Annotated in this window: 20 protein-coding genes and 2 pseudogenes; 7 read left to right on the forward strand and 15 right to left on the reverse strand. The window is 53.2% G+C overall.

Annotated features, from left to right (window positions below):
• Positions 1-2 precede the first annotated feature (2 nt).
• A complete protein-coding gene (locus tag QN378_RS13040; RefSeq protein WP_322201172.1) occupies positions 3-698 on the forward strand; it encodes an OmpA family protein in 696 nt (231 codons plus the stop codon).
• A gap of 104 nt (positions 699-802) precedes the next feature.
• Here QN378_RS13040 and QN378_RS13045 read toward each other — a convergent pair whose 3' ends face one another.
• The 3 genes and pseudogenes from QN378_RS13045 to QN378_RS13055 all read right to left on the reverse strand — a co-directional run bounded on the left by QN378_RS13045 (position 803) and on the right by QN378_RS13055 (position 4,300).
• Positions 803-1,711, reverse strand: coding sequence for an acyltransferase (locus QN378_RS13045; RefSeq protein WP_322201174.1), 909 nt, complete (start codon positions 1,709-1,711; stop codon positions 803-805).
• A gap of 76 nt (positions 1,712-1,787) precedes the next feature.
• Positions 1,788-3,878 carry a phosphate acetyltransferase gene (gene pta, locus QN378_RS13050; RefSeq protein WP_322201176.1) on the reverse strand — a complete coding sequence of 697 codons (2,091 nt, stop codon included), beginning with the start codon at positions 3,876-3,878 and terminating at the stop codon, positions 1,788-1,790.
• 112 nt (positions 3,879-3,990) lie between these two features.
• A pseudogene (locus QN378_RS13055) lies at positions 3,991-4,300 on the reverse strand (DUF3565 domain-containing protein).
• On the opposite strand from QN378_RS13055, the gene QN378_RS13060 reads away from it, so the two are divergent.
• The 4 genes from QN378_RS13060 (at position 4,299) to QN378_RS13075 (ending at position 7,278) form a co-directional block, all read left to right on the forward strand.
• Positions 4,299-4,784: a peptidylprolyl isomerase gene (locus tag QN378_RS13060; RefSeq protein ID WP_322201178.1), complete on the forward strand. Its 486-nt coding sequence runs from the start codon at positions 4,299-4,301 to the stop codon at positions 4,782-4,784. The pseudogene QN378_RS13055 and the gene QN378_RS13060 overlap by 2 nt on opposite strands.
• 121 nt (positions 4,785-4,905) lie before the next feature.
• Positions 4,906-5,388, forward strand: coding sequence for a glutathione peroxidase (locus QN378_RS13065; protein ID WP_322201180.1), 483 nt, complete (start codon positions 4,906-4,908; stop codon positions 5,386-5,388).
• A gap of 158 nt (positions 5,389-5,546) precedes the next feature.
• Positions 5,547-6,185, forward strand: a complete 639-nt coding sequence (locus tag QN378_RS13070; RefSeq protein WP_407074080.1) for a TetR/AcrR family transcriptional regulator — start codon at positions 5,547-5,549, stop codon at positions 6,183-6,185.
• Positions 6,175-7,278, forward strand: coding sequence for an NADH:flavin oxidoreductase (locus tag QN378_RS13075; RefSeq protein ID WP_322201184.1), 1,104 nt, complete (start codon positions 6,175-6,177; stop codon positions 7,276-7,278). The genes QN378_RS13070 and QN378_RS13075 overlap by 11 nt, the downstream gene beginning before the upstream one ends.
• Before the next feature lie 100 nt (positions 7,279-7,378).
• On the opposite strand, the gene QN378_RS13080 is transcribed toward QN378_RS13075, so the two are convergent.
• From QN378_RS13080 to cysZ, 6 genes and pseudogenes are all read right to left on the reverse strand, one after another.
• Positions 7,379-8,554 carry a glycosyltransferase family 1 protein gene (locus QN378_RS13080; protein WP_323549502.1) on the reverse strand — a complete coding sequence of 392 codons (1,176 nt, stop codon included), beginning with the start codon at positions 8,552-8,554 and terminating at the stop codon, positions 7,379-7,381.
• A gap of 362 nt (positions 8,555-8,916) precedes the next feature.
• Positions 8,917-9,414, reverse strand: a complete 498-nt coding sequence (locus tag QN378_RS13085; RefSeq protein WP_323570705.1) for a hypothetical protein — start codon at positions 9,412-9,414, stop codon at positions 8,917-8,919.
• Positions 9,415-9,740: 326 nt separating this feature from the next.
• Positions 9,741-9,925, reverse strand: a pseudogene (locus QN378_RS13090) (EI24 domain-containing protein); the annotation flags it as partial.
• A gap of 744 nt (positions 9,926-10,669) precedes the next feature.
• Positions 10,670-11,167, reverse strand: coding sequence for a hypothetical protein (locus QN378_RS13095; protein WP_323570706.1), 498 nt, complete (start codon positions 11,165-11,167; stop codon positions 10,670-10,672).
• A gap of 376 nt (positions 11,168-11,543) precedes the next feature.
• Positions 11,544-11,885: a hypothetical protein gene (locus tag QN378_RS13100; RefSeq protein WP_323549464.1), complete on the reverse strand. Its 342-nt coding sequence runs from the start codon at positions 11,883-11,885 to the stop codon at positions 11,544-11,546.
• 132 nt (positions 11,886-12,017) lie between these two features.
• Positions 12,018-12,785 (reverse strand): sulfate transporter CysZ, encoded by a 768-nt coding sequence (gene cysZ, locus QN378_RS13105; protein WP_323549463.1) that lies wholly within the window; start codon positions 12,783-12,785, stop codon positions 12,018-12,020.
• Between the two features lie 367 nt (positions 12,786-13,152).
• On the opposite strand from cysZ, the gene trxB reads away from it, so the two are divergent.
• Positions 13,153-14,115, forward strand: a complete 963-nt coding sequence (gene trxB / locus QN378_RS13110; RefSeq protein WP_322201192.1) for a thioredoxin-disulfide reductase — start codon at positions 13,153-13,155, stop codon at positions 14,113-14,115.
• Between the two features lie 57 nt (positions 14,116-14,172).
• Here the strand turns inward: trxB and QN378_RS13115 are convergent, their stop codons facing one another.
• The 5 genes from QN378_RS13115 to folM form a co-directional block, all read right to left on the reverse strand.
• Entirely contained in the window at positions 14,173-14,514 is a 342-nt protein-coding gene (locus QN378_RS13115; RefSeq protein ID WP_323549462.1) for a HopJ type III effector protein, read from the reverse strand.
• Positions 14,507-14,803, reverse strand: a complete 297-nt coding sequence (locus QN378_RS13120; RefSeq protein WP_323549461.1) for a DUF1244 domain-containing protein — start codon at positions 14,801-14,803, stop codon at positions 14,507-14,509. The genes QN378_RS13115 and QN378_RS13120 overlap by 8 nt, the downstream gene beginning before the upstream one ends.
• A 75-nt stretch (positions 14,804-14,878) precedes the next feature.
• Entirely contained in the window at positions 14,879-15,250 is a 372-nt protein-coding gene (folX, locus tag QN378_RS13125; protein WP_322201198.1) for a dihydroneopterin triphosphate 2'-epimerase, read from the reverse strand.
• A 2-nt stretch (positions 15,251-15,252) separates the two neighbouring features.
• Positions 15,253-15,813, reverse strand: coding sequence for a GTP cyclohydrolase I FolE (gene folE / locus QN378_RS13130; RefSeq protein ID WP_322201199.1), 561 nt, complete (start codon positions 15,811-15,813; stop codon positions 15,253-15,255).
• A gap of 21 nt (positions 15,814-15,834) precedes the next feature.
• Entirely contained in the window at positions 15,835-16,545 is a 711-nt protein-coding gene (gene folM / locus QN378_RS13135) for a dihydromonapterin reductase (RefSeq protein WP_322201201.1), read from the reverse strand.
• Positions 16,546-17,019: 474 nt separating this feature from the next.
• On the opposite strand from folM, the gene QN378_RS13140 reads away from it, so the two are divergent.
• On the forward strand, positions 17,020-17,985 hold the full coding sequence (locus QN378_RS13140; RefSeq protein WP_323549460.1) for a MerR family transcriptional regulator: 966 nt from the start codon (positions 17,020-17,022) through the stop codon (positions 17,983-17,985).
• A gap of 39 nt (positions 17,986-18,024) precedes the next feature.
• On the opposite strand, the gene QN378_RS13145 is transcribed toward QN378_RS13140, so the two are convergent.
• Positions 18,025-18,633: a hypothetical protein gene (locus tag QN378_RS13145; RefSeq protein ID WP_323549459.1), complete on the reverse strand. Its 609-nt coding sequence runs from the start codon at positions 18,631-18,633 to the stop codon at positions 18,025-18,027.
• Positions 18,634-18,677: the final 44 nt, after the last annotated feature.

Here is an 18,677-nt window from a genome sequence, read left to right on the forward strand (position 1 = left end):
AAATGTTTACCTCGTATCGATCGGTGATTTTCGCTACTGCGGTTGCCTTAATGGCCGGTTGCGCGTCGCCGAACCCGTATAGCAATCAGCCTCAAAACAGCGATTCGAGCGGCGTGAGCAACACTGCTAAATACGGAGGTTTGGGCGCGTTAGCGGGTGCCGTTGCTGGCGCCGCGCTGAATCACGGCAACCGTGGCAAAGGCGCTTTGATTGGCGCTGCCGTAGTAGGCGCCGGTGCAGCCGGTTACGGTTACTACGCGGATAAGCAAGAAGCTGCGTTGCGTAAGAGCATGGCCAATACCGGAGTCGAGGTGCAGCGGCAAGGTGATCAAATCAAGCTGATCATGCCGGGTAATATTACGTTCGCCACGGACTCTTCAGCCATTGCTGCAAGCTTCTATGCGCCGCTGAATAACCTGGCGGGCTCGTTAAAGCAGTACAACCAAAACATGATTGAGATTGTTGGCTTTACCGATAGCACCGGCAGCCGTCAGCACAATATGGACTTGTCATTGCAGCGCGCGCAGAGCGTCAGTACTTACTTGACGTCGCAAGGCATTGATCCTTCTCACTTGGCAGTAGGCGGTATGGGGCCGGATCAACCGATTGCCAGCAATGCTGACGTTAACGGTCGGGCGCAGAACCGCCGGGTTGAGGTCAATCTGAAGCCGATTCCTGGACAACAGTATCAGCAGTAGGGGTTAGACCTTATAGGACACGAATTGTTGGCGAAGGTCGCTCGAACTTTATCGCAGCTTTCGCCAACGCCTACACAGGTCGTGTTGCTGCTGAATCCTGCCGTTTATTTCCTCGCTGGGTATTCTCGATGCATCGCCTCCAGCAATAAGTCCTTCTCTTCCCACAGCTTATTAATCCACTGCTGGAACTCCTGGCGGTACTGGTCATCCTGGTCGTAATTTTTGCCGATGAACTGCGAGGGAATTTTGATTTCTTCAAAATGCGCCACAATGGCTTCGACGTTGCCGCTCAGAAGATCCCAATAGCCAGGTTGTCCGCCGGGGTAATGAATCGTTACGTTGACGATGGACTCCAACTGCTCACCCATTGCGTCTAGCACAAAGGCGATACCGCCCGCTTTGGGCTTTAGCAAGTAGCGAAACGGTGACTTCTGCTGCGCATGCTTACTCTCGTTAAAACGAGTGCCTTCGACGAAGTTGAAAATGCCCACCGGGTTATGGCGAAACTTGTCGCAAGTGCGGCGAGTGGTTTCCAGGTCTTTGCCTTTTTTCTCCGGATGCTTTGCCAAGTACGCCTTGGAGTAGCGCTTCATGAACGGGAAGCCCAGTGCCCACCACGCCAGGCCAATTACCGGTACCCAAATCAATTCCTGCTTGAGAAAAAACTTCAGCGGGCGGATGCGTCGGTTAAGCACATATTGCAACACCATGATGTCGACCCAGCTTTGGTGGTTGCTGGTGATCAAGTACGAATGCTGATAGTCCAGCCCTTCAAGTCCGCTCAGGTGCCAGCGCGTGTTACGCAGCAAGTTCATCCAAGCTTTGTTGTTGCTGATCCAGGCTTCGTGAATATGGCTCATCAGCCAGTTGGTGAAGCGCTGTGCAGCCGGTATGGGCAAGCATAGCTTTACGATGGCGACGATGAATAACGGCGTGCAGCAAACAATGGTGTTTAGTGCCAATAGCAGCGAGGCAATGATGCCGCGCAGTGGAGCGGGTAAAAAATACAGCATATGGGCCGAGGCCTCCGCGAAAAAATCGGATGCCGTCGGGTGGTCCGGCGGCACTGGTTAGTGGGTAATAGGAGCGTTAGGACAAGTAGGCTGCTTGAATCGCTGTGAGAGCGATGGTGTAGACGATGTCGTCAACTTGAGCGCCTCGCGGCAGATCATTCACTGGTTTGCGCAGCCCCTGCAACATCGGGCCGAGACTGACGCAATCGGCGCTACGTTGCACCGCTTTGTACGTGGTGTTGCCGGTATTGAGATCCGGGAACACGAACACGGTGGCACGACCCGCGACTGGGCTGTTCGGCGCCAATTGACGGGCTACATCTTCGTTGGCGGCAGCATCGTACTGCAACGGGCCATCGATTTGCAGGTCGCTTTGTGCCCGATGGGCCAACTGAGTCGCTTCACGGACTTTTTCAACTTCCTCGCCGCTGGCCGATTCACCACTGGAGTAGCTGATCATCGCGACCCTCGGCGCAATCCCGAATGCCACCGCTGAGTCGGCGCTTTGCAGGGCAATTTCAGCCAGCTCGGTAGCGCTCGGGTGCGGGTTCATGATGCAGTCGCCATAGACCAGCACTTGCTCTGGAAACAACATGAAAAATACTGAGGACACTAACGTGCAGCCCGGTGCAGTCTTAATCAATTGTAATGCCGGGCGGATGGTATTCGCCGTGGAGTGACTAACTCCGGAGACCAGCCCGTCAACTTCATCCAGCGCGAGCATCATGGTGCCGATCACCACGGTGTCTTCAAGCTGCTGTTCGGCCATTGGCGCATTCAGGTTTTTATGTTTGCGCAGCTCTACCATTGGCGCGATGTAGCGCTCGCGAATCAGGTCGGGGTCAAGAATTTCAAGCCCTGGCGGCAGCTCAATGCCCTGCGCCTGCGCCACGGCGTAGACTTCTTCAGGTTTGGCCAGCAACACGCAGCGGGCGATTCCGCGCGCCTGACAAATAGCTGCGGCTTGAATGGTCAGCGGTTCACTGCCTTCTGGCAACACGATGCGTTTGTTAGCGTTCTGAGCACGCTGGATCAGTTGATAGCGGAATACTGCTGGCGACAGTCGCATCTCCCGTGGTGTACCACATCGCTGATGGAGCCATGTCGCGTCCAGATGTTCGGCGACAAAATCAGTAATGATTTCGGCGCGTTCGCGGTCATCAATAGGGATTTCTTTATTCAGTTGATTCAACTGGTTTGCGGTGTCGTACGAGCCGGTGCTTACCGATAGAACGGGCAAACCTGCCTGAAGCGCACCACGGCATAGCTCCATTATCCTAGGGTCCGGCACGGTGCCGCTGGTTAGCAACAACCCCGCCAACGGCACGCCATTTATGGCCGCAAGGCTGACAGCGAGAATAATGTCATCGCGGTCGCCGGGGGTGACCACTAGCACTCCGGGTTTGAGCAACGCCACTGTGTTAAGCACGGTACGGGCACAAATGATGACTTTTGACATGCGCCGTTGTTCGTAGTCGCCTGCATTTAAAACCTGCGCGCCGAGCAGATCGGCAACGTCGCGGGTGCGTGGAGCGTTCAGATCGGCTTGAAAGGGTATGCAGCCCAACAAGCGGAACTCACCGCTGCGCAATAACGGCGAATGCTCTTTAAGTCGGGCGGCGAAGGCTTCCATGCTCTCGTCGGTGCGCACTTTGTTCAAAATGACGCCAAGGACTTTCGGGTCTTTAGGACCACCAAACAGCTGCGCCTGCAATTCGACCCGGTCAGAGAGTTCGGTCAACACCTCATTTTCTGGCGCCGAGACGAGGATTACATCGGCATCCAGGCTTTTCGCTAGATGCAAATTGACCCTCGCCGCATAGCTGGCATGGCGGGTAGGGACCATGCCTTCAACGATCAGCACGTCTTTGCCAACGGCGGCTTGTTGATACAAATTTATGATTTCTTCCAGTAACTCATCCAACTGACCATCGCCCAGCATGCGCTCGACGTGCGCCAATCCCAGCGGTTTTGGTGGCTTCAGACCATGTGTACGGGCAATAAGCTCGGAGGAGCGTTCAGGGCCCAAATCACCTGGATGGGGTTGAGCGATAGGCTTGAAGAATCCAACTTTAAGGCCCGCGCGTTCGAGGGTGCGCACTAGGCCAAGGCTGATGGACGTCAAGCCCACACCAAAGTCAGTGGGTGCGATAAAAAAAGTTTGCATGCGGACATCTCGATTGAGCAGTACAAGGGCTGTACTAAGCAGCCAGGCAAAAATATCGGTTTACGTCGTGTGCGTTCAGTGCGGCTTGCCGCGAGCTTAGATTCGCCGCGATTCAGTAGGGCGTAAGGTTATCGTTATCCGGACCCTGCGCGCACCAGCCGCAGGTAAAGCTTTTACCTATTTGTTGTTGGCGCTTCAACGGATCAAGCACCCAGGCCCTTGATTGCCAGGGTGGTTGATGGCGTAGATGCTGGGTATGCCCACAAGAAAGGAGGGCTATCCAATGGCCATCAGCGTCTTGGCGAAAATCAATGAGTGTGCTGCTGTGCAATGGGCCGTCCGTCAGAGTTGCGTTCGCTTTCGGGCGAGCGCTTGGTTAAACTTGTGCGTTATTCAATTCTCAAGCAAAGGTCTCGCCCCATGCCGATCGCCGCGAACAAGGCCGTCTCCATCGACTATACCCTGACCAACGACGCTGGTGAGGTCATTGACAGTTCTGCTGGCGGCGCGCCGCTGGTCTACTTGCAGGGTGCAGGTAATATCATTCCAGGTTTGGAAAAAGCACTGGATGGCAAAAACGTCGGCGATGCACTCAAAGTGTCCATCGAACCTGAAGATGCTTACGGCGAGTACCAGGCTGAACTGGTCAGCACCTTGAGCCGCAGCATGTTCGAAGGCGTCGACGAACTTGAAGTGGGTATGCAATTTCACGCATCCGGCCCCGATGGCAGCATGCAGATTGTGACAGTTCGTGATCTGGACGGCGACGACGTTACTGTTGACGGCAACCATCCGTTGGCCGGTCAGCGTCTGAATTTCGACGTCAAAATCATTGAAATTCGCGATGCCAGTCAGGAAGAAGTTGCTCACGGTCACGTGCATGGTGAAGGCGGCCATCACCACTGATTTGTGCTGCTAAGCTCAGTTAGCCGGCTAGGCGCCCCGACAGGAAGCGTGAAAACGACAGGCTCGTTTTCACCGCCTGATGCGGGCGCCTTTTTCGTCCGCTAGTTATTTGGAGTTCGTCATGAGTGCTTTTCACGACACTAATTTAAAAGCTCTGGATGGCCAGGATCTGCCTCTCAAGCCTCTCAAGGGCAAAGTAGTGTTGGTGGTCAACGTTGCGTCGAAGTGTGGCTTGACCCCGCAATATGCCGCCCTTGAAAAACTCTATCAGGAGTATCAGGGTCAAGGCTTCAGCGTCCTTGGCCTACCCTGCAACCAGTTTGCGGGTCAGGAACCGGGCTCCGAAGAAGAGATTCAGACATTCTGTGACGTCAACTACAATGTCACCTTCCCTCTGGGCAGCAAGCTGGAAGTGAACGGCGATCACCGTCACTCGCTTTACCGTTTGCTGGCAGGCGAAGGCGCTGAATTTCCGGGTGACATTACTTGGAATTTCGAGAAATTTCTGGTGGGAAAGGACGGTCGTGTGCTCGCCCGGTTTTCTCCTCGCACACCGCCGGATGATCCCACGGTGATCCACGCCATCGAAAAAGCGTTGAAGTAATTTAACTGTTGTTTGCGCTGGGTCGTTGCGTTTTCGACCCGGCAGTTCGTTTCATCCCTCCCCAGTAAATTAGCTTTTACTCGCCTGACTTTTTATTTGAAATCACTCCCATCAATAGTGCTGGCGAGGTCTAGACGACCGGTCATATGCTCGGCGCCATGAATACATCCTTTCGACTCGACAAGCGTGATCTGATTCTCGCCAAAGGTGCTCACCTGATGACCCGGCGGGGCTATCACGGAACCGGCGTGCTAGATATTGTTCAGGCCGCGGGCATTCCCAAGGGCTCGTTTTATCACTACTTCGCCAGCAAAGAAGACTTCGCCGTGCAAGCGCTTGAGTACTTGTACGGGCCAAGGCTGCTGCGTTATGAAGCTGTTCTGAATGACCCTGCACAGAGCCCGCGTGAACGGATTCTGGGTTACTACCGGGATGTGATTGTGCATTTTTCCCGTCAGGAAAAGCCTGAACACCATTGTTTTATCGGCAGTCTCAGTTTCGAAATGGCGGGGGAATGTGTGCCAATTGCCAGCCAGGTCGAAAGCATCTTACAGCGCTCGGTAGCCATTCTTGCCCAGAGCCTGAAAGTCGCACGGGATGCCGGCGAGTTACCGGAAAACACTGACTGCGCGGCGCTTGCCGAATTTGTCGCCAACGCCTGGGAAGGTGCGTTGATGCGCATGAAAGTAAGAAACAGCGCTGCATCCCTGAGTATTTTTCTGGCTCAGCTTGAACGTCTTCTGACGCCAGACCATCTGCTGTTGATCGATTCCCGAGGAACCTTACATGCCAGTTAAAGCTTTGTTCAGACCCTTCAGCCTGGGCACCTTGCAGTTGCCGTCTCGGGTAGTTATGGCGCCGATGACCCGTTCGTTTTCACCGGGCGGGGTGCCAAATTCGAAGGTCATTGAGTATTACCGTAGGCGGGCTGCCGCGGGGGTGGGGTTGATCATCACCGAGGGGACTACGGTCAATCACAAGGCTTCTAACGGTTACCCGAATGTTCCCCAGTTTTTTGGTGACGCGCCGTTGGCAGGCTGGAAAAAAGTCGTTGATGCCGTGCATGCTGAAGGCGGAAAAATAGTGCCCCAGTTATGGCACGTAGGGGCTGTGCGTCACCTTGGGACTGAGCCTGACGGTGATGTACCGGCTTACGGCCCGATGGAAAAACTCAAAGACGATAAAGTCTTGGTTCGCGGTATGTCCAAGCAGGATATTCAGGAGGTAATTGGAGCATTCGCTCAGGCTGCCCGGGACGCGAAAACCATCGGCATGGATGGCGTTGAAATTCACGGCGCCCACGGTTACATCGTTGATCAGTTTTTTTGGGAAGGCACCAACCAACGCACCGATGAATATGGAGGCGACTTGGCGGGCCGGTCGCGGTTTGCTATTGAGTTGATCGAGGCAGTGAGAGCTGCGGTCGGTCCTGACTTCCCGATCATCTTCCGATTCTCGCAATGGAAGCAGCAGGATTACGCCGCCCGTCTAGTTCTGACGCCGGAAGCTTTGGGCGAATTTCTCAAGCCGTTGTCTGCCGCAGGCGTGGATATTTTCCATTGCTCGACACGTCGCTTCTGGGAGCCGGAGTTCGATGGTTCAGACCTCAATCTTGCAGGCTGGACGCGCAAGCTCACCGGTAAGCCAACCATCACCGTAGGCAGCGTCGGTCTGGATGGCGAGTTTTTGCAGTTCATGGTCAAGACCGACAAGGTCGCGCAACCGGCCAGCCTGGATAACTTGCTGAAACGCCTGAACGACGATGAGTTCGATCTAGTAGCCGTCGGCCGCGCTTTACTGGTCGACCCGGACTGGGCACAGAAAGTACGTGAAGGCCGTGAGCAAGACATCCTAGCGTTTAGCCGGGAAGCGTTAACCACGTTGGTCTGACCAAATATCTATTGATAACAAACTTGTTGGCCAGGCGTGAGGGTTGATGGACACAACGCCGATGGCCTCGCCAACAAGTTAATTTCAGCGAATGTAACTACTACACCTGAATCTGCCCCATCGGAACCGCCTTGCCCTGTTTAGACGTGCTGCGCAGTTGCTGTTCAAACGCGTCGATAATCGCTTCCCAGCCCTGATGGATGGCGTGTTTACGAGCATTCAGACGGACGCTACGCAGGGTTTCGCTGTCTTTTAGTACCCAGCGTGCCGCGTCAATAAAGCCTTGCTCGTCCCCCGGCATCGCCAGCGCGCCATTATGGCCGTGAAGAATGTGCTGCGCGGCGGCGGCCTCGTCATACGCAATCACGCCCAATCCTGAAGCCAATGCCTCTAGCACGACATTACCGAACGTTTCAGTCAAACTCGGGAACACAAACAAATCGGCTGACGCATAGTGCGCCGCCAGCATTTCACCGCGCTGTGTACCGCAAAAAATAGCGTCTGGCATTTGTTGTTCCAGCACCGCGCGTTTCGGGCCGTCACCGACCACTACCATCTTCAATCGCAGCTTCGGATAGGTCGCTTGCAAGGCATCAAAGCTGGTTTTCAACAGGCCCAGGTTTTTCTCCGGCGCGAGCCTACCGACATGTAATACGGCAATATCGTCGACGCGCAATCCCCAACTTTGTCTTAACTCCATGCAGCGCTTTGCCGGATGGAACAACTGGCTGTCAACGCCTCGAGACAACAACTCAATACGCTCGAAACCCCGTCGCCCCAATTCCAGTTTTTGACTGGCACTTGGCACAACCGTCATCTGTGAGCGGTTATGAAACCAGCGCAGATAATGCGTAAGCAGCCGCGAGAAAACGCCGAGACCATAATCGACGGTGTACTGCTGGAAATTGGTGTGGAAGCCACTTATGACCGTTATCCCCAAACGCCGCGCTGCACGCAATGCCGATAACCCTAGCGGTCCCTCGGTGGCGATATAGAGGACATCGGGTCGTTGCCGGGTCCAGCGTCGTAGCAGTTTGTGCATCGACGATTGCCCCCATTGCAAACCTGGGTACCCAGGGATGGGCCATCCCCGGCATAACAACAGATTTGCATCCGCAGTTTGGCTTTGGTCGTCCACTTGGCGCGGCCGGACCAGTTCAACGCGATGGCCGCGTAGACGCAAGCCGTCACACAGCCGGCCAAGCGTATTGGCCACACCATTGATTTCAGGCGGGAAGGTTTCAGTGATCAGGGTGACATGCAATTGTGGATTCATGCCGTTAGTGTCGACGGGTGTCATGTCGCTGACGTGGCGGTTGGGTGATGGATTTGTGACGGTAATGCTGGCGGTGTATTTAGTTGAAGAATAGTGCGGTTGGTTAGCTAGGCGATATTTCAAACACTACATAGTTCAACTATGCCAAGGACCGTAAACAGATGTCACGATGTATCGCGTCAACGGTCAGGCTCGACAAGTATGTTTGCTGGGAATAATCAATCGCAACCATTCTTTTTTAGAACGGTTGTAAACGGTAGGAATAGTTCGCCCGTTCCGGTTGGTGCCCAGGGGGGCGGTGACGGTAAAGTGGTGATCTAATCGTGTTGCCGTCTAGGGAAGGATCCCGAGACGGCATTGGTTTACAAGTCGGCCATTCGTTTGAACTCATTCGGTAATGCGTCGTAGTAGGCGAATACCTTTTTTAAGACTTCTATAGCCGGTGTATTTTTTGCTATTTCAGACCTGTAGAGCTCTGCGAGTCCGGGCTGCTTGTTCTGACGAACTTGTTCATAATAGGTTTGCATTTTTTTCGTATAGACTTCACCCGTCGCGCTAAGTCTTATAATTGGCTCGTCGGAAACGTCTATTAAAGGCCCGTCAAGCGAGTCGCATCCATAAAGTTGCGCCCACATTCCCGCCCGTTCCGAATCGTTATTCGCATCGCTCATTATCCAATCGCGAACTTCAGTAGCCCTTGCGCTTCGTACATAAGGTATTTCAGCCATTTTGTTCGTGGCGTTACTTAGTGTTTCGGCAAACGATATAGAGCGCTGTGAGTTTTCAGCTTTTTTATCGGCTGATGGCCGAAGCATTTCATTGCTGATTATCAGGGTGGTTGAATTCGTTACATTTGACATGGCCATATCCCTCCTTTGCGTGGCAAATGGATATAGCAATCCTAATGCCAGATTTGGATATGGATATGCCACAGAATATGAGTATGCGCGGGACTTAATAAAGGGGTGTTTGCGCATTTTTTGAGTTGCACGAGTTCAGAATTTCGTTACAACCAGTATAAAAGTGGCAACCGCTTGCCGCCTTTCGGTAAATCGGTGCCTTCGTTGGAAACCGCGCCTTGAATGCTCGTTCGCTGCTTCGAAATGAACGAGCTTCTACATTTTGTACCAGATGATTATTCTCGGTTCGTTTGAGCGCCGATCAACGACCGTTACGGGCCATCTGCTTATCTACCATTAGATTCCCGCCTTGGCATCTGCAGCAGGTTCACAAACTGAATCAGTAGCACCAGATACACAACTTCGCCAAAGCCTAACTCTGCCAACGCTTCTGTCACAGCCAGGCAAGCATTTCGTTCCAGCTGAGTTTGTGGTTATCCGCCGGATAGTCGATGTACTGGAAAATGAGCATGCGTCATCCGAAAGCCACGTCGTCACTGTCCCTTCCCAAAGGAGTGAATAAAAATGTATCAGTGATATGGACGGACTGAAGGCTTGGATTGTCCGCGTTGCTCAGTTTTCTAAGAAGGTGTTAGGTCGGCTAGTCAGTGAATACGGCGGTGTTGTCGTCAATCTTGCGCTTTGACCGGAAAATATTTCATTCGAATCGTACATGAAGACACAATGCGCTTCCGTTGTGATTAGCTAGTAATCAAAATAGGACTCGGCCCTGCATTGATATTCGTATATGTATTCATAAGAAATTCCCCCAAAGCGGGTTTGCATTTCTTTTCTGAAATGTGTGTAAGTATTTTACTTAAATTTCTCAGACCGAAAGCCCTGTGATGAAAAAAATGTGCGCGGCGGATTTTTTGATTTGACATATCGATAAAATGGACCCGTTTAGCCCCTTTAGGCTTTTCTGAGAGCCTGTGGTCGGTCCCCGGGGCACCCGCCGCCCCATCCGAGTTGGTTCCTCAACATAAAGCGATTAGTCGTGGGTTATTCTGGTTTTTTCCGTGGGCTTGCGGTCCAATTGTGCCAAGGGTCGGTACGATCCAGCCATTGACGTCTGCGACACTAAAAATGTGGGTTTTTAAACAATAGGAACAGTTCCCCTGTGCCGGTTGGCGGTTTGGGATCCGCAGTGACCGTGTCGTGGTGACCTGAATAAATGCCTGACTCAGGAAGCTATCCTGGGACAGGCATTGGATTGTTACCAGTCTGAAATTCGTTTGAACTGATCTGGCAACGCGTCGTTGTAAGCATATATTTTTTTCAGTATATCTACAGCAGGTGCACCTTTGGCTATCTCGGACTCATACAGTTTTGAAAGCCCGCCCTGATTCTCCTGCCGTATCTGATTATAGTAGTCCTGCATTTTTTTCGTATAGACTTCACCGGTCGCGCTGAGTCGCATAAAAGGTTCGTTTGCCGAACTAATTAAAGGTTGGTCGAGTGAAGTGTACGCCAGAAGTTGCGCCCAGACCTTTGCCCTTTCGGGGTCATTAGTAGCATCATCCATAATCCAAGCACTAAGTTCAGTAGCCCTCGCGCTGCGGACATAAGGTATTTCAGCCATTTTGTTCGTGGCGTTACTTAGTGTTTCTGCAAACGATGTTGATCGCTGTGAATGCTCGGCTTTTTTATCGGCTGACGGCCGAAGCATTTCATTGCTGATTATCAGGGTGGTTGAATTCGTTACATTTGACATGGCCATATCCCTCCTTTGCGTTGGCCATACGAATAAAGCAATGTAAATGCCAACTCCTAATATGGAAATGTCACAAAATATGGAGAGTAATGTTTGCGGGGGATAAGAGTGGTTGCTTGATGTTTAAGACTACCGACATACAAGGCAAAAGTTCGTGGTTTGGCAGGAGCGGCAACCACTTGCCGTGCTTCGATAAATGAGGCCTCGATTTATTAGGCCTAAAACGCCGCCGCGATTACCTGACAAGTAATTGAGCGAATGCAGGCTGTGGGGAAGGCTGTGGCAGAAAGTTGTTCAGCGGGTTTATTCCTGACGACCCAGGAGGTTTCATGCTCAGAAGATGGTGATCCGGTAAGGGATCACCAAGCAGGTATCATTAACCCAAGGTACGAACCAGGTTAGAAATGATTTCGCTCAAGGCACTAGCGTCTGGCCCCTCCATTCGGTGCTCGTCGGCGAAGGAGTATGCAACAGAAAACAGACCTGCATTGACGAACGAATAAGCAGGTTCTTCTTTGTCTAGAATGCACTGCACAGCTGCATTAGTAATGGAAGTCGAGCTGATGACCAAACGTTCAGTCAGGTTGTTCACGCCGTTGATAAAGACTTCATCGGGGTTGAGGCCCGACAGCGCATCGCTCAGAAGCGGGCGCACGGTGTTTGCGATGTTGTTCCAGTCTTCTTGATGACCGGCTGCAGGGTTAATTGTCTTGCTCATACTGATCTTCCTTAATCTAGCGTCCATGCTAGTTGAGCATCATGCTCATCTCAGTGTTGTGAATGGACTTGTTTGTGGAAAGGCCATTAGAGCGGAACCCGCCTGTTGCGAGCGCATATATAAATATCGTGTTCAGTTTTTTCGGCCAATCGCCTGTTTTTCCACCGCCAGGTGCCCACTTTCACGTACCCAAAATAACGTAGCCCCAGCCACTGCCGCTGGCATCATCAGCACATTCACGACCGGAATCAGCAGCGCCAGATAAACGATTCCGCCAAAACCCATACTCTGCCAACGCTTCTGCCGCAGCCAGACGAGCATTTCGTTCCAGCCGAGTTTGTGGTTATCCGCCGGATAGTCGATGTACTGAATCGCCATCATCCACACGCCAAAAAGCAGCCACAACGGGGCGGCGATGACGTTGACCACGGGGATGAAAGAGAGGATCAGCAACCCAATGGCGCGGGGCAGAAAATAGCCCAATTTGCGCATTTCACGGCTGAAGGTGCGTGGCACCATGGCGATCAATTCGCCCCAGCTAAAGGTCGGGAAGTCATCGTTCCCCCTTAGGACCACTTCCACCTTCTCGGCCAGAAAACCATTAAAGGGCGCGGCAATTACGTTCGCAATCAGGGTGAAGGTGAAGAACACCATCAATATCACCAGAATGACGAACAATGGCCAGACGATGTAGTTCAGAAAGCTCAACCACGTGGGCAGTTCTGGCATGAAGGTGTCGACCCACATACCGAACTGATGCATGGCGAGGTAGATCAGTCCGCCGAACAACAGCAGATTGATGGTCAATGGCAGCAGGACAAACAGACGCAAACTTGGGCTGAGGACCAATTTCAGGCCTTCGTGCAGGTATTGCGGGCCAGATAGAGCAGGGGCAGGCATGGCAGCGTCCGATTAGTGGAGTCGGGCAGACCTTACCGGCTTTGGTGGGCGAGCGGAAGTCGTGACATTCGCAGTAACGATCACGGCAATGTAAAGTCGCTGGTTAGCCACAGATACAGCTATGTCGACATAGATGTGATCTATGAGGTGGATTGTGAAACCATATTTCCTTAATCTTCGCCTACTCGATAGTCTTCTCGATAATTAATCGACTTGGCAGTATTTGGCAGCGGCCTGGCCGCAGCCTCCGATTTCAGGACCGCCGTGTTTATAGCCTTCCCCAAGTGCTTGCGCGGTCCTTTTTATTCCAGCCGGTACGCCGGCGATCCGACCACTCGTCATATCGGCCGGTCAATAGGAGCGTGTCATGTCTGAAGTACGTCATTCGCGGGTAATTATCCTAGGCTCCGGCCCTGCCGGTTACAGCGCTGCGGTTTACGCCGCCCGTGCCAACCTCAAGCCGTTGCTGATCACCGGTATGCAAGCAGGTGGTCAATTGACCACCACCACTGAAGTCGATAACTGGCCTGGTGATCCCCATGGCCTGACCGGCCCGGTATTGATGGAACGGATGAAAGAACACGCTGAGCGCTTCGAGACCGAAGTGGTGTTCGACCATATCAATGCGGTGGATTTGGCCGGCAAGCCATTTAGCCTCAAGGGCGACAACGCGACTTACACCTGCGACGCGCTGATTATCGCGACCGGCGCCAGCGCGCGTTATCTGGGCTTACCGTCGGAAGAAGCGTTCATGGGCAAGGGCGTTTCTGCCTGCGCGACCTGCGATGGTTTCTTCTATCGCAACCGTGAGGTGGCAGTGATCGGTGGCGGTAACACGGCCGTTGAAGAAGCGCTGTACTTGGCCAACATCGCTAGCAAAGTAACGCTGGTGCATCGCCGCGAAACCTTCCGCGCCGAAAAAATTCTGATCGACAAGCTGTTTGTGCGTGTTGCCGAAGGCAAGATCGTGCTCAAGCTCAATTCGACACTGGAAGAAGTCCTTGGCGACAAGATGGGCGTGACCGGTGCTGCGTTGCGTAACAACGACGGTACCCGTGATGAGCTGAAAGTGGACGGCGTATTTATCGCCATCGGTCACACGCCCAATACCTCGTTGTTCGAAGGTCAACTGACGTTGAAAGACGGGTACATGGTGGTTCAAGGTGGGCGTGAAGGTAATGCCACCGCGACCAACATCGATGGTGTGTTTGCTGCGGGTGACGTGGCCGACCACGTTTATCGTCAGGCTATTACCTCTGCCGGTGCAGGTTGCATGGCGGCATTAGACGTCGAGCGTTACCTTGACGGCCTGAAGAACGCTGCGTTCTAAACGAACTGGTGCGCAAAAAAACCGGCCCGGGCCGGTTTTTTTATGCCTGTCAGCACGTCACTCTTTGCGCTTCAACGGTTTGCCTTCAAAGGTCACTCCCGCCAGTCCGTTAGCGATCATGGATCGAATGTTAGCGTGGTCGCTGCCCTCTGGCGTGGCCTGTACCGAGCGGTAGTGTTCGCCGAACGCAAGCAACGTTTCTTCATCGCTTAATCCTTCAAGCAGTGCGAACCCCAAGAGCTTGCACGACCCTTCGTTCTGTCCGGCGGCATTTTCGACGTTGCCGTTGGTGAAGGCTTGCGGTTGATAGGCATAATCTTTAGCGATGAACGCCAAGGTGTCGGCGAAGAGGTGTTGGCCGCTGCGTAGGTGGGCACGCAGGGTGTTCAAATCAGTCATGCTTTTGGTCCTTGGCAAATGCAGTGTTCTGTTCGGCGCTGGCTTCTTGCTGGAATTTGCTTTTCCACTCGACGTACGGCATGCCGTAAACCACCTCACGGGCTTCGTCGAGGCTGACGCCTATGTGTTTTTCATCGGCAGCGGCTTTGTACCATTTGGACAGGCAGTTGCGACAGAAGCCGGAAAGATTCATCAAGTCGATATTCTGGACGTCTTTACGACTGTCTAGGTGCGCGACCAGTCGGCGAAAGGAAGCGGCTTCAAGTTCAAGGCGTTCTTGGTCAGTCATGATGAGCTCTGGCAGGCAATTGAATGGTTCGGATGATAACGGGCAAAACACCGTCACAGTTTTTGAGCGGTAGATCTAGCGCTGCCCAGCCAAGGTAATCGACACCGATTCGGCGAAACGCAGCGCGTGTGGTTTGTCGACTTCGACTTCGGCGTACAGCACGGCCTGATGGCTCATGACCAAATCAAGGACTTCCTGGGTCAGTCGTTCAAGCAGCGCGAAGCGATTACCTTCCACGTGCTGAATAATGGCTTTAGTAATGGTGCGGTAATTCAGTGCGTGATCGATGTCATTGTCACGCACCGCATCTTGGGCTGCGTACAGGATGGTCAGGTTGATTAACACATCCTGCTTATTGAGGATTTCGTCTTCATTGATGCCAATAAATGTGCGTAAACCCAAGTCTTTGACCCGAATTCGAGCAGTGCCTGGTTCAAGTCTTGGCATGCTTACCTGCTCCGTCCGATCAACTGTAAAAATTCCTGCCGGGTTGTGCTCGATTCACGAAATGCACCGAGCATCACCGAGGTCATCATGGTCGAGTTCTGTTTCTCGACGCCGCGCATCATCATGCACATGTGGTGCGCCTCAATGACCACGGCCACACCAGCGGCGTTGGTCACTTCGTTAATCGTGTCGGCTATCTGGCGGGTGAGATTTTCCTGGATCTGCAGGCGTCGGGCGAACATGTCTACAATCCGTGCGATCTTCGACAGACCCAATACTTTTCCGGTGGGGATGTAAGCGACGTGGGCCTTGCCGATAAACGGCAGCAAATGATGCTCGCACAGCGAGTACAGCTCGATATCTTTGACGATCACCATTTCATCGTTGTCAGAGGCGAACAGTGCGCCATTGACGATCTCCTCGATGCTCTGTGTGTAGCCTCGACATAAATACTGCATCGCTTTAGCAGCGCGTTTTGGTGTGTCCACCAAGCCCTCGCGATCGGGGTCTTCGCCCAGACCAACAAGGAGTTCACGGTAATTCTGTGGCAGGGACAAGGTCATCAAGGATCCTCACGGGGCGGCTTACTTAAGGTGCCTACCGCCGTTTACAGTCAAAGTTGTGCCGGTAACGTAAGGGTTGTCCAGCAAATAGCGCAGGCTCTGATAGATCACTTCGGCTCCGGGCTCTATGCCCATGGCGGATTTAGTCAGGGTGCAGGCACGGTACGCTGCGTCGTCGTCAGGTTGAAACATCAACAGCGCTGGCGCAATGCTGTTGACTTTGATTCGGGGGGCGAACTTGGCCGCGAATGATAGCGTCAAACTCTCAAGCCCAGCCTTGCTGGCGCAGTACGCAATATGTTTGCTGCTGCCCTTGCGAGTGACGTCGTCGCTAATGTGGACAATGTCGGCTATGGGTGAGCGATGCAACAGGTGAGCGCAGTGAAGATTAATCAAATAAGGCGCCAACATGTGAACGCCAAACATTTGAGTAAATACTGCCGCTTCCTTCCCTGGCGTTTCGACTTGCCACTGTGAGGCATTATGGATAATTGCCCGCAAGCTGTCGGTGTGAGAAGCGAGTTCCTCGATAAAGGTCAGGATGCTTGCTTCGGAGCAAAAGTCGCTATGAATAGCTACTGCCCCCAAATCACGCAACTGCTGAACGCCAGGGCGTTCGCTGCGGTAGCTGAAAATGACGGGCTTCCCCTCCGCCAGCAAACGTTTTGCGCAATGCAGACCAACTCGCTGGCTGGCGCCAGTGATCAAGACAGGTGGAGTGGCGAAAACCATGGGCAACTCGCGTATCAGTAAAGGTCGAGCCGGGCGCCAAAATAGCGGCCGCGAGATCAAACCAACGAAGCCATCAACTGACTATTATCTGCAGCAAAGTTATACCAATGGCCATAACCGAACAACCCGCAAGGCAAGGCGCAAGACATTTCCTTGTGTCGCACCTAGTGGCGCGGGGCCGTTTCAGACGTGCGGATGGGCACGCAAAGTGCGCTATGCAACCCGCACGTGGGCAAGCGAGCTGACAGCGCAATAAACAGGAACCGCGAGGGGCTGAGTGGCAACATGCAGGCCCGAGCCGGAAACAGAAGAGTTAATTCACGCAACAATGAGCCAAGTACACAGTTGAACACCACACGAACCGGAAAATTGCCCGCTATATCACCCTTGCCTATTTCCGCGGTGGCAGCGGGACAGTTTGTGGGCGGCGGTGTTGTGAGTACAATGCTCCACTGTATTCAATCGATGCCTGCCATGACTGATTCTGTTAACGGCCCCGCTATAGATGGTGGCCTGCAGCTAGACGACCTGAAACAAGAAGAATTATTTCCTATCCGCGAAGTGTCACGCATGACTGGAATCAATCCGGTCACGTTGCGTGCATGGGAACGGCGGTATGGACTTATTCAGCCAACCCGCACCGACAGCGGGCATCGTCTGTATTCTCAAGCCGATATTGAAGAAGTTCGCAGCATTCTTGGCTGGATTGAGCGCGGTGTATCGGTCAGTAAAGTCGGTAAGATTCTCGCCAGAGCCAGCGTCGTTAGAGGTGCGCCCGGTGCTGGCCGGGAAGACGGGTCGCTAAAGGAATGGAGTGAATGGCAAGCCCAAGTGCGCCGTGCGACCCGTGCTTTTGATGAGCGAAGTCTGGAGCTGTTATACGGTCAAATATTTTCGACATATCCGATGATCGTGGTGTTCCAAGATATTTTCATGCCCCTGTGGCAAGAGTTCTTGTTGCATCAGGATCAGTTTGGTCAAGCCAGTGAATGGCTGTTCCTCGATAGTTTTCTGCGGGGACGAACCCTGCAACGTTTGCAGATGTCCCGCAGTTCTGGAGAAACTGCCGTATTGGTAGCGGCCCTACCCGGAGAATGCCGTGAGCTGGAGTTGTGGGTGGCAGGTCTGATGTTAGGAACCACCGATACCTCGGTTAGCGTATTGGCCTTGGGTCAACCGCTGGAGGAGTTGAGCCTTGTGTGCGGAAAAGCTCAGCCGCAGGTGTTAGTGCTGTATTCCAATCGCCCCCCGACTGCCGATCTGCCTCGGCGTTTGCAGCGCCTTGCGTTGATGCTCGACTGCCCGGTTTTGTTGGCAGGCGAAGCTTCTGATCTGGCGCAGGATATCCTTGCGGGTTCGCCCATTGCATGTCTTGGAAGTGATGGGCGTGTGATGCAACGACGGTTACAGCAGTTTCTGAAGGGGCATCTGGATTCGTAGCCGGTCGGCTGGGCTACCCGCTCTAAGCAAAAGCTGTAGCTACTCAAATGGAGCAGGATGAGCCAATTGATGCTGTTGCAGAATGTACTGGCGCAGCAATTCGGTGGCTTGCTTGTTTCGCTGGCTCAAGCGGTAAGCGGCCAAGCCCTGCGCAGTGAGTCGTTCGAATGTGCCCCGCAGGGCGATACGGGCATGCCCAGCTGGAGTAAACCACAACGAAAAATACTTTGGGGGTTTGGTCGCTTTGCGATTTTCCACCAAGACACCTTTGAAAGATATCTCGTGAACCCACATTGCAGAAAGCGAACCTTTATCGGTTTTCAGCGGCAACGGTTCGTCCAAGTTCAAGCGCCAAGGGCGGGTCATGGAGCCGTTTTCTTCATAAATGCTAGGTGCGCCCAACTGCAGATGCATGGCGTGAAATTCATCTTCCACCAAATGCAGCGGGAATGTCATTTGCTGGTTGTCGAACTGCGCTTGGAGTGTCACTTGCTCGTGAGCGGCCAGCCGCGTCAGCAATTCTTGAATCTGCGCACCGCCGTTGACCAGCAGGCTGCGCGACTGATCGCGCTCGTTAAGTTTTTGGCTGTGCTGCATGTTTTGAATGAAGTCCAACTCGTCCTGGGTCAGCAAGGTATCGCGCTGCATGGTAAAGCTCGGATCTGCGGTTAATGGATTAAAAACCGTTAGTT

The organism is Pseudomonas sp. 10S5 (genome assembly GCF_035019745.1).
Lineage (GTDB): Bacteria > Pseudomonadota > Gammaproteobacteria > Pseudomonadales > Pseudomonadaceae > Aquipseudomonas.